The sequence below is a fragment of the Spiroplasma endosymbiont of Danaus chrysippus genome, from assembly GCF_902809815.1.
Classification (GTDB): domain Bacteria; phylum Bacillota_I; class Bacilli_A; order Mycoplasmatales; family VBWQ01; genus Spiroplasma_E.
Window position 1 is genome coordinate 189,493 of the sequence record NZ_CADDIL010000001.1, and the last position, 15,956, is coordinate 205,448.

The following is a 15,956-nucleotide window of genomic DNA, read 5'->3' on the forward strand; positions in this document are numbered from 1 at the left end:
AATGAAAGAGAAATCAAATTATGTCAAATTAACAGTAAAACTGAGTAACACTATTGAAGCAAAATATTACGAAAAAGGTAATAAAGAATTATATTATAGTGTTAGAGGTCAATGAAATGGATTAAACTATGTTACTTTAATTTTTAATAACCCAAAATTTTATAACCGATGTATTTTATTAAACAAAAATGATGAAATTATAGTAACTGGTCAAATTTTTAATACTTTAAACATTCCTAAAAATCGTGCATTTTGTTCAATTAATGTTAAATGATTTAAAAAATGAAAAGAGTAAAAAATGATATTATGAAAAATTTTATTAATAGTACCAATATTAATAACAAGCATAACACTAATAATATTTTTAATATTTATTATTAAAGAATTAAAAAATGAATATAAAGTATTAAAAATATTAAGTGAAATTGCTAATCAAATTAAAAATAAGGAGAAATAATTAATGATAATATTACCTACTTTGTTTGAAAATAAAGATGAAATTGAAATATTATCACCATTTCCAAAAGCAATTCATACAAGTAATGATATTAGAGCAATTATTTTAAGACAATATCCAAATGTTAAATCAAAACACATAATTGTTTCTGACCCAGAAAGTAATGTTGCATTAATAGTTGGTGATAATGATGTTTATCAAGGTTGAATTAAAGTAACAATTAAAAAATTAGAAAATTAAAGGAGAATAAAATGCCAAGTATAGAAAATCAATCAAATTATACTTTAACTAAATTAATTAGAACTGGAATAAGTCCAATTTGTGCAATGATTGGTACAAGTGCTTATTATGGTCAAGTAATTGCAAATCCAGTATTAGGTTCAATTAATAGTTTATTATTTGGTAAAAAATTAGGTTTAGATATATGAAATTTAAATCAAAGACCAAATACTAAAACTAAACTAATTAATAGTAGTAAAAAAATATTACTGGGTTTAGGAATAATTGGATTAGCAAATTATAGTAAATGAACAGAAAATAATATTAATCCTATTATTCCAACAACACCAACTCCAATAACTACTACAACTACAACTGAGGGTCCTCCATGATTACTATTAGATAAACAAGAACATCAGTCATTAATGGATTGAGATACATATATTAGTTTAAATGCTTATGGTATTTCAAATCTTATTAGTGGATTAACTGAGTTAATACCTAATAAATTTGAAACAATAAGAAAGATTTGTAATATGGCTACTGGTGGATGTTTAATATCAAGTGGTCTAGCAATGGGTATTAATAATGATTTTAATAATGCTTATGCAGTACCTACCATAATTGCTGGTGCAAGTGAAATAATCCATAATTTACTACCTATGGAAACTACACATCATAATGAAGAAATGCAAGAAACATCATTTAATGATGAAACTGCAAGATTAGTAAATGATAATAGATTCACAATTAATAGTGAAACAACTAGTCAATACGGTAGTGATAATATGAGCGAAGTAGCATTAAATCACGATAATGCTTCATTAAATTGAGATTATAATCACATGAGTTTATAAAGGAGGTGAATAATTTATGAATAAAGAAAAATTACTTGAATATTATAATAAAGAAATAAAAACATATAAAGAAAAAATAGAAGAATTCAATAAAGAAATATCTGTATTAGTAGAAGTTATAAGTAATTCACAATCAATGATTGAAAGAATTAATGGTGGTCAATTTGATGAATAATTAAAAAATAAACAATTGAAAGGAAAATATTCAGATGAAAGAATTTTTACATGAATTAATAATTATTGGAACAAGTGTTGGAACATTAATTTGCAGAGAAATTATTGTTTTATTAAAAAGATTTATCACAACTCCAAAACATGTTAGAGCAAATAACAAAATTATCAAACATCAAAAAAAATTAGCAAAATTAAATGAAAAAATTAATAAAGAAAATAAATAATAAAGGGTGATGTAAATGTTAGAAAATGAAGATAATGTTCAACAAACAACTGAACCTTTAACTGAAAATAATGCTCAACAAGAAATAGAAAATAAAGTTAATGAAGCAGAAAATAAGTTAAATAAACTTAATCAAGAAATTAAAGAAAAAGAAATAATTAATATATTTAAAAAATATCAAGTTAAAACTGAATTTTATGATTTTTTAAAATTTAAAACTAATAATTTAGAAAATTCAAAAATTGAAGAAACTATTAAAAAAATAATTAAAGAACAACCAGTATTTAAAGAAACAATTAATACAGGTGGCAAACCACAAACAATAATAACAAATCAACCAAATTCAATAAAAAATGCTTTATTGGATTATAAAAATAAAAATAAATTATAAGGAAGGAAAATAAAAAATGGCAGTACCATTCAAACAAAATTTAGATAATACCGAAAAATTAGTAGAAGCACCAGAATTTATAGAATTTTTTAAACAATCAAATAGTCCATGGGCAAGTTTTTTTCCTATCGAAATGGTTAATTCAACAAGAATTGAATTTATAGTTAAAAAACCAAAAGACCCAAAAGTTAAAGTTCTTCAATGAAATGATAAGAGTAAAAGAATAGATGTCGGATATGCTGATACAGATAAAATTATTAAAGAAATTACAGAAGAAGCTGTTGCTGGCGAAACAATTGCAGCAAAAGATTTATTAGCAGAAAATGGACAAAATTTATTACAAAGTATGCAATATGAAGTTGCTAATGATTTAGCAGATTATTTAGCTAATAACAATACTAATGTAATTGCAAAATATGCAATTAAATTTATGATTGAAAAATCAACAGAACCAAAATCACAAGCAATTAAATATGTAGAAGCAATGTTGGGGGCATGAAATACATTATTTCAATATAGAAATATTGCAAATTGTAGATTCTTTATTACTAATGCTCTTTATGATAGTATAGTTTACTTGGCAGATAATAAAGGTTTAATTACTGATAATGAAATTGCACAACAATTAAGATTAAATGGTAATGATTTATATATTAAAGGTGTATTATGTCAAATTGTAATGGATGACTATATGACTTTTAAAAATGATAAAAATGATGATGAAATTATGTCATTTGTTTTAGCAACGCCAAGAGCAATGAAAAGATATATGTTGCAAGATACAATTATTTATGTTCAAGAAGTGGCAGATGGTAAAGTTGGAAGAATGTATTTAGTTGGTGGAGAAGTTACAGGTCAAGCAATACCTTATATTTCTAATAATGAAACAACATCACGTTGAATGGCATGTGGAATTATTAATACTGATAAAACTGATTTAAAAACTAAAATTACAAGTTTAACAACTGATATTACTGCAAATGTTAATAACAATAATAGTGAATTAAATACACAAATAAAAAGTACTAATGAACTTAAATCATTAAATCCTAATTTAACAAATCCAACTATTAAATATTTTAGTGATGCACAAGGAAAAACTAATGTAAGTAATCAAAAACAAAAAGCAGGTGACTTATACATAACTATTACTGCTAATGTTAATGACTTAAATTATAAAGGAACAACAAATCTGATTAAAATAACTCTTAAATAAAGGAAATTAATATCATGCCAATCGGTACAACTAGTACAGCAATACTTTTAAACATAAATAAACCAAAACATACTAGAATAAGTAAACAACAAGAAAATAAAAGTTTTTGATGAGAAATTTTAGAAATGATTGGTGTACAAGTTATAGCAGTAGCACTTGCTCCTTTTACTGGTGGATTAAGTGAAAGTGTAGCCCTTGGATTAGGTGCAAGTGATTTTATTGCAAGTACTATTAATTTTGGTATTTATGCTACAACTGATTTTACTATTAATCAAGTTTATGATTATTTAAAAGGAAATGTAACAAAATTAAATACTTTTTTAAATTTATTACCTGCATTTGCTGGACTTAATAAAATTAGTCGTGGTTATCGCACAACTAAATTTATTAAACTAGCACAAGAAACTAAAACATTAGAACAAGTTGGTATTAAAGAAGCAAAAAATTTACAAGAAATTATTAGTCAAGTAAGTGGAAAAGAAATTTTAACAGATAAAATTATTGGTAATAAACGTTATTTAATGAATTATAGTTTTACTCCTAATCGTGAAACAGTATTACGAGATTTAGGTTATGTTGCTGAAAGAGAATATAAAAATAATTTTCAAAAATTAGAAATACAAAAGTTAAAAGAACACTTATTATTACAAAATACATTAATAAAATTAAATCCACAATTAACTCCTAAATTTAAAATTAAAGATATTGAAAAAGCAAATAACTTTTTAAAAAAATTTAATACTGATTTAAAAGAAGTATTAAAAATGAATCAACATGATTGATTAAATTTAGTTCATACAATACATACAGAAAATAGATATGGAAAAACTTTAATTTTAGATTTACAAAAAATTCGTGCTAATTCTATTAAATTTAATTTTAAAAATAATGTTATTCATCAACGGACGTATTTCAAATGTGGATATAATTTAATTTTCTTTAAATAAAAGATAAAATAAATTATTAATTTTTATAAACATTATAACCCTATTTAGGGTTAATGTCAAGTCTTAATATAGATTTTATTAACTTTTATAAAATAAAAATTCCTAACTATTTAGGTTTAGATTTATTAAATTTTATAAATTTAGAGGCTTTTTAGTAATCTGTGTTTCTTTGTTTTACAAAGTACTAGTTCAGATTAATTCTGTCTTCAAATTTTATCATAAAATGAGCAATTGCTGTATTTCAATTTTGAATAGGCAATGTTCATTTTTTTGTGATATTTTCAATTGCTAAGTAAAAAATTTTAAAAACTGCCATATCATTAGGAAAAACTTTTTTATTTCTAATAACTTTTCGTAATTGGCTATTAACAGATTCAATAGCATTTGTAGTATAAATTACCCTTTTAATTTCTGCTGGATAACTAATAAAAACCATTAAATTTTCTCAATTTTTATATCAAGATTTAGCAATTTGTGGATATTGTTTATTTCATTTACTTTCAAATGATTCTAAAGCTTGCATTGCTTGTTCTTCACTACATGCTGTATAAATTGGCTTTAAATCGATAACTAGAGACTTTCGATGTTTGTATGAAACATATTTTAAGCTATTTCTAATTTGATGAACTATGCATAATTGATGTTCAGTTTTAGGATAAACTGATTGTATTGCCTCTGACATGCCTGTTAAATTATCACTACAAGCAATAAGAATATCATTTAAGCCTCGATTTTTCATTTCTGTAAAATTATTTAATCAGAATTTAGCACCTTCATTTTCACTAATTCATAAACCTAAAACATCTTTTTTACCTTCTAAATCAACTCCTAAAGCTATATAAACTGATTTGTTAATAATACGTTTATCCTGACGTACTTTAACTACGATACAATCAAAATAAATGATTGGATAAACACTATCTAATGGACGATTTTGCCATGCTTTGACATCATCAATGACATCATCAGTAATTTGACTAATTACGCTTTCGCTAATATCTGCGCCATCATATAACTCTTGCAACTGCATNATAAAAGAATTTTAAATACTGGAACGATTTACTATAACAATAAAAAGAAAAAATTTAGTGGTGGCGGTAATTCTTATCCTGAACGTGGAAAAATTAATTTAATTGGTGATATAGAAGAAATATATCAATATCAAGGAATAGATACACCAACTGAATTTATAGCAGAAGAAAATACTGAACGTGATTATTATACAAAACCAGAAACTAATAATTTATTAGATAAAAAACAAGATAAATTAATTGCTGGTGAAAATATTAAAATTGATGAAAAAACTAATACTATTAGTGCTTCTGGTGGTAAAGTAGATTTATCAGATTATTATAAAAAAGAAGAAGTAAATAAAAAATTAGAAGATAAAATGGATAAAAACCAATTTAAATATACTTTTTCTATTAATACTATTGGTACTGAAATTCCTAATTTAGAAACTACTAATAAAACAGTTGCTGGTGCTATTAATGAAAATAAATCAAATATTGATAAAAAACAAGATAAAGAAAATTGAAAAATAATAGGTAAAAGTCTTGATAATCGTACATGAGAAGATTTTGCTCTTAGTTTTAATAAATATTATAGAGTATTTATAACATAAGATAAACCACCTTTTAATCAAACAAGTGTAAAACTAAAAATAGAGTTTAAGAGTTCTGCATATATAGGTGGAGATTATATGCTTGTTAAAGGTAAAATTGATAATGAAGATGCTTCATTAATTATTAAATTAGGAACTGTTGATCGTTATAAAAGTCAATTAATTATTACTGGCGGAAATAAACAATATGGAAATATATTTTCATTAGAAGAATTACAAGATACTATTAAAGTTGATATTAAATCAAAATTACAAATAAGGTCTGGTAGTTTAACTACAAATGAAATTGAAGAAAATATTTGAGATATTGAATTAAAAAATAATCCAACACCAACTCCAAGTGGTTCAAATTGAAAAGAAGTGGGAACAAGAGAGAAAAATAAATGAGATAATTGACAAATTACTTATGATTTTCAAGAAAATAAACATTATAGAGTTTATTATTCTTGAAGTATATATAATCCAGTTTATACTATTCAAGAATTTATTATAACGGATAAAAAAATTGCTGGTGTACAAATACAAACTTTTAATGATAGTGCTAATATAGTAATTTTATCAGTTCAACATGCTAAATTGATTACTATTTATACAGGAAAAGGTAATTTAAAAGGTAATGTATGAAAATTAGAAGAATTACAGGAATAATATTATGTTTTTTAAAATTATAAAAATTATTTTAGGTTTAATTGGAGTATTATTATCTTCTGCTGTTGCTGGTTTAATTATATTTATTATAGTAAAAATTGTATTAAAAATTAATCAAATATTTTAAAAAAAGGTGGTGAATATTATGTTAAGTCTATTTAAAAGAAAAGAAAAAAGTAATATTAGTGATAATCAAAATGAAAAAGTAAAATTTTTAACTAATAAAAATAAAAGTACACATGCTTCAATTTTAAATTATTTTGGTTTTAATGATTTTAATCATGAAACTTATTTTACTGATTTTGTAGCAGAAAATAATGCTAATTTATATAATGCTCCATTAGAAATTAATAATGAAACTATTAAACAATATTTAATTCAACAAGAATTTTATAGAAAAAATTGAAATTCTATTTTTAAATTAAGCAAATTAGGAATTAGTGGTTATTTAATTTATATTGCTAATGATGATTTATATTTTCAAGTCATAGATATACAACAAAGAGTTTATGATATTACTGGTAAATTAATTCAATGTACTATTTTTTATGACAGTTATCAACAAAATGCACAAACTGTAAGATTATTTGAAATTTATACACTAAATAATGAACAAGTAATAATTAACCGTGCAATTTATAGTATTAATGATAGTAAAAACCAATTTCCATTAGATTTTAACTCATTTATTAATAATCCTAATCTATTACAAGAACAAACACTAAATATTAATTATATACCAATAGCAATTATGCGAAATAAAGCAAATGAATTAGCAGATTGTGATAAAGTAATGGATAAAATTAAAGCATTAGATGTTATTTATGAACAAATTGTTTTAGATACCATTTTAAATTCACCTAAATTTATATTTAGTCAAACTTATGGTAATGTTCAATCAACATTAGAAGAAGCAGTAAGAACATTAGTTACTAAAAACTACATATTTAAAAGTGGTGGAGATAATAATGAACAAAACGAAAATATCAATATGACAAATAGTAATTTTAAAGGTAAAAATTTAACTGATATATACGATTGAAATGTTAATGAAATATTTAAACGTTGTGGTATTCATATACCAAGTCAAAAAAAATCTGCACAACAATCAGTTCCCGAAAGTACAGCTGTAAATATTTCAACCATTAATTATATTGAACAAAAATTATGACAATTTAATATTGATATTATTAAATTTATTCAAATATTAGTACGTATGGATAAAGATGTATTAAATAGTAAAACATTTAATATTAATGATGAACAAGAAATTAATAATTTAACAGTTAAATTAAAATTATTTAATCCCGAAAATAACCAATTAATAGGAGAGAACAATGGAAAACAACAACAAACCACAAACGAAGTTTCCACAGAAACAAACTAAACTTAATCAAGCAGAAGTAGAAAATGATTATTTAATTGATAATATTCCTTATGACTTTACTAATATGATGAGAGCTACTAGTGACCCAGATATTAATAGAGCATACGATGAATTTAAAAAAAGAACAATTTATATTTATGAAATTGAACGTTTATTTAAAAATAATGAAAATAATAGTTTAAAATTTTCAGCAAATACTATTAAAATAGGTTTTATTGATATTGATAAAGTATTAAAAACTATTGCTGTTGAAACATCTGATTTTACTATGCAGTTAAATCAAAGAGCAAGTACAAATATTAATGATAATACAATTGAATATAGTATGACTGATATTAAAAATTTAATTTTTCAAGAAATAAATTTATTAAATCAATTTAAATTATATGCAGTTTCTATTAATGAACCTTTAACTGAAAATAATATTGATAATTTATATATCATTAATAATTATTCCCAACCTTATCAAAATCCAAAAACAAGAAGTACTAAAAGTATAACTATTATTAAAATTAAAGATTTTAAAACAAGAGATGGTTATCCAATTATTATTAAATTACAAAAACCATTAGATAAAGATACCAAAGTAATTGGTTTAAAAATTAAAGCCCCTAGAAGCATGATTTTCGGCAATATAAAGGTACTTGGTGAAGTTGATAATATGGAAGTATACCCAAAGTTATTTATCAAGGATAAGATAGCATTTCCGCTATTATCAATGCCTATTGAAACTCAACCAAAAGTTAGAATATTACAACAATGATTTAGTGAACAAATATTACCTTGAAATTTAGCAAAACAATTTATAGGACAAGAAAAATCAGTTTTAGATTTAATTGCTATTGGTGGTGGTAGAGAAACAAGAAAAGAAATAATTAAAAACGCAAGAGTTACACATGCTTGATTAGGATATTTTTTAAGTTCTTATTCTTTTGGAGAATGACCATTAAAAGAAAAGAAAGAACTTAAAGATAAAGAAGTATGAAAAATTAAGAGTGGTCCAATTGGAAAAGAATATACAAGTATTGCTACATATGATAAATTTGATGATATTGAAATTGAAGTAAATGATAAACCACCAATTGATAGTTTACAAAAAGTATTATTAGATATGTTAACTTACACTTATACATATAATAGAAATTTTGATGGTGCATCATTGGATTCAACTAAATTTCCAAATGATTTAGATATAATGCGAGCAAAATTTGAAGGTCAAAAACCAGAAGATGTTATAACTAATTTATTTAAACAATGAAAATTAGATTATCCAAATTATATAAGTTTAGAACAAATAAAAATATTTAAACAAATAGTTATTATGTTATCTGGTAATATTTATTCAACAATGTCTATAAATAAAGGAATGAATGATGATTATAAATTATTATTACCTTATTACTTTGAATTAAAATCAAATCCTATACATTCTACACCTGATAAAGTTTGAGAATTTAAAGATGCAAAAGTAGTATTAAAATCTGTATATTTTGATTTTACTAACGTTAATAACATTAAATTAAAAAATAATGATATTAGCCAAAATGAATTATTCAAACTTGATGATAATCAATTTAATTGATTATCTATAACAAATGAACTTGAAAGTAATAATATACCTTCATTAATTCCTGCTGATTGAACATTAGGAAATGGTGAATATGGAAAATACTTTACAAGAGCAATAATTAACAATAATAAAATTGAAAATGCTTTAAATTTATATGGTTCTAATAAATCACAACTATTTTCTAAATTAGAATTTTATAAAGAAATTTCACAAATTGATAATAATAGTGATTTTGAATTACAAATTGAAAATGCGATTAATAATTTAAATCGGATTGAAGTTAGCGGAATATTTGGTGCTGGTAATTATGGTTTAATTTTAATAACAGATAAACAAGAAATAAATTTAACTAATATTAATTTGTTTGATAAATATAATGAAAATATTGCTTATATAAACTTGGAAATTTAATTATCAAAATATCCATCAGGATATGTTCCATCTCATTTTATATCTTTATCTCTATTAGGTTTAATTGCAAAATATAAATCTATTTTATAATGGTCTCCTCTTTGACTTTTTCAAATAGAAGCCCCCCCCAGTGCGCATTATAATGATGGTCTAAAAAATAATTTAAATCATTTGTTTTATGATGTGCCAGTGAACTAATTATTAATCCAGTTACTCCAGTTACTGCACCAGTTAGTGCTAATGCTAATGTTATTTTACTTAAATTTGTTTTTATTCATGTTTTCATTTTAAATAACTCCTTTTTTCCTTGATTTTACTTATAAATTGTACTATTTTATATTATTTTTACAAGTATGCTTTTAAATGCAAAATAACGCCTAAATTAAAGGCGTTTATTTTATGAGACCTATACTATTAATTACATTGAAATTGTTTATTATATAGAAAATGTGAAGATACTTTTTTTCACAGTAGCATTATTTTTACCCCTAATTACATTTTTGTATGGATATAGTGCGTAAAACAAAGCATCATATGGGTCTTGATACATATTTTTGTCTGGAATGTTAGTTTTTGTTTCATCATAACGTAATTCTTCTAAACATTGAGTAGTTTTTGGTAAATCATCTTTATTAGCATAAAAGTTTCCATAACTCATAATATTTCTCATTCAAACTACTCTATTAGTTAATCCTGCTTCTTGATTTAAATTTGAAGCATGTTTAATAGCAGTTTGTGTTATTAGAATAGTATTGTGTTCATCAATTAATTTTTGATTTAATCAATCAATGGCAGTTCGTGCTTTATCATCATAAAAATAAATTGCTTGTTCAAAATTTTCAAAATTATCAATTAATCCTAAAATTTCATTAACATAAGCATTAATTTTTTCATTTTCATTTATAAAATCATTTGGAGTAACTACTAATTCAGAAATAATATATGCATCATAATAACCAGTATTATTATATTCTTTAAAACCAACTACCATAAATACAGTATGGTCTTTTGGTCCCGTAGCTCAATCAATACCAACACTATAAAAATCAAATTTATACATATCTTTTTCTTGATTATAAAATTGTTTTAAATCATATGTTTGTCAATATTTTACTGTTTTTTGAAATGGAAAAATTGTTGCATCACTATCTAAAAATTCAAAACCATAATAAACAGTATTAAATTCATCGGGATTACTTTTTTTCATTTCTAATAATGTTCTTTTTTGAATGTCTGGTAATTTATTTCAAAATGGTTGAATAGTAAATCTTAATATAAATAAACCTAAACCACTAAACATTTCTTTATTTTCATAATAAACTTTACCAACTTTTTTAAGATTTTCCATAATTTTATCATTTAATGGTAAAAATGGCGTGCAATACTTTAAATAAAATGGATGGTATTTATCGTATGGATTACATGTAAAAGTAATGAAAAAACTTTTATAAAAATAACGAGTAATCTTTTGTCCAAAGGTAGAACTATATATATTTTTATCAATAAATGTTCAACTTCACTCTTTAATAGGTTCATTTGATACTTTAATACGATTACTTCTAAACATAGAGTTTTGTAAACGTTCATATCGATAGGTTAATTGCTTTTCAGTTAATGTTTCTTTTTCTTCTGCCATAATAATTTCATCTGTTCTTGAACCTAAAAAACTTGAACCACCAGCTTCTTTTCCAAAAATCTTATTACCATTAGCATAACCAATAAAGTCAATTTGTTGATTATTAGGAAAAATAATACAACCACCATCCTTAGTAATTTTTCATTTAATTCCATGTGGATTATTAGGTAGTAAATTAATATTATATGTATCTAATAAAACTTGACAAACATTCATTAAAGCACCAATTGTAGTTTCACTATGAGTATTTTCATATCTTCTTACTTCTTGGACACTACTATCACTAAAATTACAACATATAAATAAATCAAATGCTAAACAATTTCAAGTTTTTCTTGTTCCACGTGCTGTTGGTACAAAACGATAAAAACAATTGGTAGTAAAAAATTTTGCTCATTCATCACCAACAAATTGTTTAAAAATATCTCAACTAAAACCATAATTGTTATCACTAAAATTAAGACTATATTTTTTATTTAATTGTGCATAACTACTAATAAAAGCCATATTTTACTCCCTAATTTTTATAAACAATACAATTAAATTATTAACAAATAAAATTTTGAAAGGAACATTAAAAATGTTAAAATTACCATTCGTAAATCATTTTGATTGAGACAAACACTATTTTAATCAAGATCAATTAAATTTACAACAAACAGAAGAATTATTTAAAGAAATAGATGATTATTTATGAAGTACATGTGATAAATCTGAATATAAATCATATAGATTTAGAAAAAGAAAATTAAAAACAAAAAAAGGTTTATTAAATTATAAACGACGTATTTGTATACATTATAACCCAAAAACACAAAAAAAGGAATTTGTTTCATTGCTAGATAACTATCTTGGTGTTAAAAAATATAGTAAACTTGCACCAAACGTTATTAAACAAATTTTAAAATATTTTGCTGATGATAAAAAGTATCGTGATGTTTGTGATACTTTTATTGAAGGTTTAATAAGTAATAGTACAGTTTATAGAACATATCAAAAATTTGAATTACCAAAAGTTAATATTTCTAAAATAGTATTAGAAAAAAATCAAACTTTATATATAAATATTGATGATGGACATCGAAAATTTAAGTTTAATGAAAAACACAATACTAAAAATTGTAAAAAATGTTCTATGAGATTATTAGTATTTTGTACTGGTAAAAAGAAAAATGGAAAATTAATTAATAAAAGAGTTGCATGTCAAATAAGAGTATCAAAAACAGAAATTGGTGCTGAAAAAACTGCAAAATTAATTGAAAAATATGGTAATTTATTTTTTGAAAATTTTGAACAAGCAAATTTAGTAGTTTGCGGAGATAGTGCAAAATGAATTAGAAAAACTGCTACAATTTTAAATGCTAAATTTATTTTAGATAAATTCCATGCTTTTCATGTTTTATTTCTTGGTATAATGGCTGGAAGAAGAAAAAATCAAATTGCTAAATTACACTATCAAAATGCAATAAATTTATTTGAAAAAGGTCAATATTATGAATTAATTCATTTTTTACAATCATTAACCTTACAATATAAAAAATTAAAAGTTGGTTATTTTATTAATGCAAAAGATGGTGTATTAAACCAAGCATTAGTTGAAAATATTGGTTGCTTTACTGAAACTAATATTAAACAAATTTTAAAGCATATGATTGGTGATAGAACTTATAATATTGATATGTATACAAAAATGGTTAATTTTAAATGCTATCAAATAAATACAGCAATCCAGTTATTATAAATTAAAATTAAAATTTTAAAATAAATGAAAAATAAAATAAAACTTATTAAAGTTTACTTTAATAAGAATTTTTGTGTATAAAAGTAAGTATTATTGTTGACTAATATTTTTCAAGTCTTAAGATTAACATACAATTGCATATTGAAGTCAAAATTATTCTCGTCTAACTTTATAATTTTAAGACAAATTTGAATATTATTGACAACATCGGTACGCTCCCATATGTGACCAAAGTATTTATGTTAAAACAACATATACTCCAAATCAAATAATTAGATATTTTACTAGTGATTTTATTACATTAGATGGATTACAAGAAAAAATAAGTAAAGATTTACAACTACCTTTAATAGAAAATCATAATTTAGGTATTATTCCAGTTAAATTTATGCAAAATTTACCTAAAAAGAATTTCTTTGGTGGAGTTATTGGTGATTATTATCCAGATATGACTCCAATTAAAAAATTACAAAAATTATTAAATAAAACATTTGAATCAATTGAACATGAACTTGAATATAATGTTACTCGTGTATTTTTAGATATCACTGAACAAGAAATAAATCAATCTAAAACTGCTTTTGATTTAAAAAAATTAATAGGTAAATTTATTTTACAAGCAAATTTAAGAAGTTTAGGAAGTACTAGTGGAACACCACCAATTGCTATTTTACAAGGTAGTCCAATATTAGATAAATATGCAGAATTTATACAATTTATTATTGATAAAGCATTTGAAGGTAGTGGCTATAGTCCAGTAAATGATACTACAAGTCAAAAAACTGAAGCAGAAGTATTAATTACTAATTCTCGTGATATGGAAACTACAAGAATTAAAAGAACTTTAAATCAAAGTGATTGAAATGAAATATTTCAAAGATGTTTTATATTAATGGGATTAGATGGTGATAAATCTAAATGAACATTTGAAATTAAAGAAAATACTATTACAGATAGATTAAAATCACTTGAAATTGATGAAGCGGAATTAGCATTAGATTTAACTAACAGAAAACGTATTATTGTTAAAAGATATGGCGTTAGTGAAGAAGAAGCAGAACAAATTATTAATGAAAATAGAAAATATAAACAAGAAGAAATTGAATTTAATAATACTTTTCAGAGCCTTTTTAGTAATCTGTGTTTCTTTGTTTTACAAAGTACTAGTTCAGATTAATTCTGTCTTCAAATTTTATCATAAAATGAGCAATTGCTGTATTTCAATTTTGAATAGGCAATGTTCATTTTTTTGTGATATTTTCAATTGCTAAGTAAAAAATTTTAAAAACTGCCATATCATTAGGAAAAACTTTTTTATTTCTAATAACTTTTCGTAATTGGCTATTAACAGATTCAATAGCATTTGTAGTATAAATTACCCTTTTAATTTCTGCTGGATAACTAATAAAAACCATTAAATTTTCTCAATTTTTATATCAAGATTTAGCAATTTGTGGATATTGTTTATTTCATTTACTTTCAAATGATTCTAAAGCTTGCATTGCTTGTTCTTCACTACATGCTGTATAAATTGGCTTTAAATCGATAACTAGAGACTTTCGATGTTTGTATGAAACATATTTTAAGCTATTTCTAATTTGATGAACTATGCATAATTGATGTTCAGTTTTAGGATAAACTGATTGTATTGCCTCTGACATGCCTGTTAAATTATCACTACAAGCAATAAGAATATCATTTAAGCCTCGATTTTTCATTTCTGTAAAATTATTTAATCAGAATTTAGCACCTTCATTTTCACTAATTCATAAACCTAAAACATCTTTTTTACCTTCTAAATCAACTCCTAAAGCTATATAAACTGATTTGTTAATAATACGTTTATCCTGACGTACTTTAACTACGATACAATCAAAATAAATGATTGGATAAACACTATCTAATGGACGATTTTGCCATGCTTTGACATCATCAATGACATCATCAGTAATTTGACTAATTACGCTTTCGCTAATATCTGCGCCATCATATAACTCTTGCAACTGCATTCTAATATCTGATAAAGTCATACCTTTTGCATATAGTGAAAGAACTTGTTGATCAAAACCATCAAATCTTCTCTGTCTTTTTGTGATTATTACTGGTTCAAAATTACTATTGCGATCTCTTGGTAGATCAATTTCAATTTTACCTTGTTGAGTTATTAATTTTTTTGATGTTGTACCATTACGAACATTGTCATTATTACTGCGTTGATTTCTTTCGTGTCCTAAATAATTTTGCATCTCAGAATTCAACATTTTTTCTACCAATCGTTTAGTTAATTCTTTATATAAGCCTCCCTCTTTAAAAACTGTTGTTAAATCCTCAGTATTTTCTAATAATAAATCTACTGCTTTTGATATTGGATCATTGTTATTAACATTATCTTTTTTAGCCATCTGTAACTCACTCTTTCTAGATATATAAATTATATTTACTAGAATTAATTAAA

At 23.4% G+C, this 15,956-nt stretch carries 19 protein-coding genes; 15 read left to right on the forward strand and 4 right to left on the reverse strand.

The annotated features are described in order from the left end of the window. The first annotated feature begins 1 nt into the window (after nucleotide 1). Genes SPIRDC1_RS01085 through SPIRDC1_RS01125 form a run of 9 tightly spaced genes read left to right on the forward strand, consistent with a single transcriptional unit; the run spans nucleotide 2 to nucleotide 4,484 of the window. Complete coding sequence (locus SPIRDC1_RS01085) at nucleotides 2–295, forward strand: hypothetical protein (RefSeq protein ID WP_174480106.1); 294 nt, start codon at nucleotides 2–4, stop codon at nucleotides 293–295. Nucleotides 296–298: 3 nt separating this feature from the next. Continuing rightward, entirely contained in the window at nucleotides 299–457 is a 159-nt protein-coding gene (locus SPIRDC1_RS01090) for a hypothetical protein (RefSeq protein WP_174480107.1), read from the forward strand. Nucleotides 458–460: 3 nt separating this feature from the next. Then, nucleotides 461–697 (forward strand): hypothetical protein, encoded by a 237-nt coding sequence (locus SPIRDC1_RS01095; protein ID WP_174480108.1) that lies wholly within the window; start codon nucleotides 461–463, stop codon nucleotides 695–697. An 11-nt stretch (nucleotides 698–708) separates the two neighbouring features. Next, nucleotides 709–1,533: a hypothetical protein gene (locus SPIRDC1_RS01100; protein WP_174480110.1), complete on the forward strand. Its 825-nt coding sequence runs from the start codon at nucleotides 709–711 to the stop codon at nucleotides 1,531–1,533. 16 nt (nucleotides 1,534–1,549) lie between these two features. Continuing rightward, nucleotides 1,550–1,708, forward strand: a complete 159-nt coding sequence (locus tag SPIRDC1_RS01105; RefSeq protein WP_174480111.1) for a hypothetical protein — start codon at nucleotides 1,550–1,552, stop codon at nucleotides 1,706–1,708. A 34-nt stretch (nucleotides 1,709–1,742) separates the two neighbouring features. Further along, a complete protein-coding gene (locus SPIRDC1_RS01110) occupies nucleotides 1,743–1,931 on the forward strand; it encodes a hypothetical protein (RefSeq protein ID WP_174480113.1) in 189 nt (62 codons plus the stop codon). 15 nt (nucleotides 1,932–1,946) lie between these two features. Beyond that, nucleotides 1,947–2,321, forward strand: coding sequence for a hypothetical protein (locus SPIRDC1_RS01115; protein WP_174480115.1), 375 nt, complete (start codon nucleotides 1,947–1,949; stop codon nucleotides 2,319–2,321). A 16-nt stretch (nucleotides 2,322–2,337) separates the two neighbouring features. Beyond that, complete coding sequence (locus SPIRDC1_RS01120; RefSeq protein ID WP_174480117.1) at nucleotides 2,338–3,537, forward strand: hypothetical protein; 1,200 nt, start codon at nucleotides 2,338–2,340, stop codon at nucleotides 3,535–3,537. A 14-nt stretch (nucleotides 3,538–3,551) separates the two neighbouring features. Continuing rightward, entirely contained in the window at nucleotides 3,552–4,484 is a 933-nt protein-coding gene (locus SPIRDC1_RS01125; RefSeq protein WP_174480118.1) for a hypothetical protein, read from the forward strand. Between the two features lie 184 nt (nucleotides 4,485–4,668). Here SPIRDC1_RS01125 and SPIRDC1_RS01130 read toward each other — a convergent pair. Continuing rightward, nucleotides 4,669–5,514, reverse strand: an 846-nt coding sequence (locus tag SPIRDC1_RS01130) for an IS256 family transposase (RefSeq protein WP_174480120.1), incomplete at its 5' end; no start/stop codon positions are given. A gap of 672 nt (nucleotides 5,515–6,186) precedes the next feature. Between SPIRDC1_RS01130 and SPIRDC1_RS01140 the strand changes: the two genes are divergently transcribed. Genes SPIRDC1_RS01140 through SPIRDC1_RS01150 form a run of 4 tightly spaced genes read left to right on the forward strand, consistent with a single transcriptional unit; the run spans nucleotide 6,187 to nucleotide 10,124 of the window. Continuing rightward, on the forward strand, nucleotides 6,187–6,756 hold the full coding sequence (locus tag SPIRDC1_RS01140) for a hypothetical protein (RefSeq protein WP_174480123.1): 570 nt from the start codon (nucleotides 6,187–6,189) through the stop codon (nucleotides 6,754–6,756). A 4-nt stretch (nucleotides 6,757–6,760) separates the two neighbouring features. After that, nucleotides 6,761–6,883: a hypothetical protein gene (locus tag SPIRDC1_RS10165; RefSeq protein WP_255495889.1), complete on the forward strand. Its 123-nt coding sequence runs from the start codon at nucleotides 6,761–6,763 to the stop codon at nucleotides 6,881–6,883. Between the two features lie 18 nt (nucleotides 6,884–6,901). Next, a complete protein-coding gene (locus SPIRDC1_RS01145; protein ID WP_174480125.1) occupies nucleotides 6,902–8,143 on the forward strand; it encodes a hypothetical protein in 1,242 nt (413 codons plus the stop codon). Then, on the forward strand, nucleotides 8,094–10,124 hold the full coding sequence (locus SPIRDC1_RS01150) for a hypothetical protein (RefSeq protein ID WP_174480126.1): 2,031 nt from the start codon (nucleotides 8,094–8,096) through the stop codon (nucleotides 10,122–10,124). The genes SPIRDC1_RS01145 and SPIRDC1_RS01150 overlap by 50 nt, the downstream gene beginning before the upstream one ends. 79 nt (nucleotides 10,125–10,203) lie before the next feature. Here the strand turns inward: SPIRDC1_RS01150 and SPIRDC1_RS01155 are convergent, their stop codons facing one another. Then, the gene (locus SPIRDC1_RS01155) at nucleotides 10,204–10,410 is read right to left on the reverse strand and encodes a hypothetical protein (RefSeq protein ID WP_174480128.1); all 207 of its coding nucleotides are present in this window, start codon (nucleotides 10,408–10,410) and stop codon (nucleotides 10,204–10,206) included. A 150-nt stretch (nucleotides 10,411–10,560) separates the two neighbouring features. Beyond that, entirely contained in the window at nucleotides 10,561–12,267 is a 1,707-nt protein-coding gene (locus SPIRDC1_RS01160) for a terminase large subunit domain-containing protein (protein WP_174480130.1), read from the reverse strand. A 73-nt stretch (nucleotides 12,268–12,340) separates the two neighbouring features. On the opposite strand from SPIRDC1_RS01160, the gene SPIRDC1_RS01165 reads away from it, so the two are divergent. Next, nucleotides 12,341–13,501 (forward strand): Mbov_0401 family ICE element transposase-like protein, encoded by a 1,161-nt coding sequence (locus tag SPIRDC1_RS01165; protein ID WP_174480131.1) that lies wholly within the window; start codon nucleotides 12,341–12,343, stop codon nucleotides 13,499–13,501. A gap of 388 nt (nucleotides 13,502–13,889) precedes the next feature. Next, on the forward strand, nucleotides 13,890–14,678 hold the full coding sequence (locus tag SPIRDC1_RS01170) for a hypothetical protein (RefSeq protein WP_174480133.1): 789 nt from the start codon (nucleotides 13,890–13,892) through the stop codon (nucleotides 14,676–14,678). Here the strand turns inward: SPIRDC1_RS01170 and SPIRDC1_RS01175 are convergent. Further along, a complete protein-coding gene (locus SPIRDC1_RS01175) occupies nucleotides 14,665–15,903 on the reverse strand; it encodes an IS256 family transposase (RefSeq protein ID WP_174480134.1) in 1,239 nt (412 codons plus the stop codon). The genes SPIRDC1_RS01170 and SPIRDC1_RS01175 overlap by 14 nt on opposite strands. Nucleotides 15,904–15,956 lie beyond the last annotated feature (53 nt).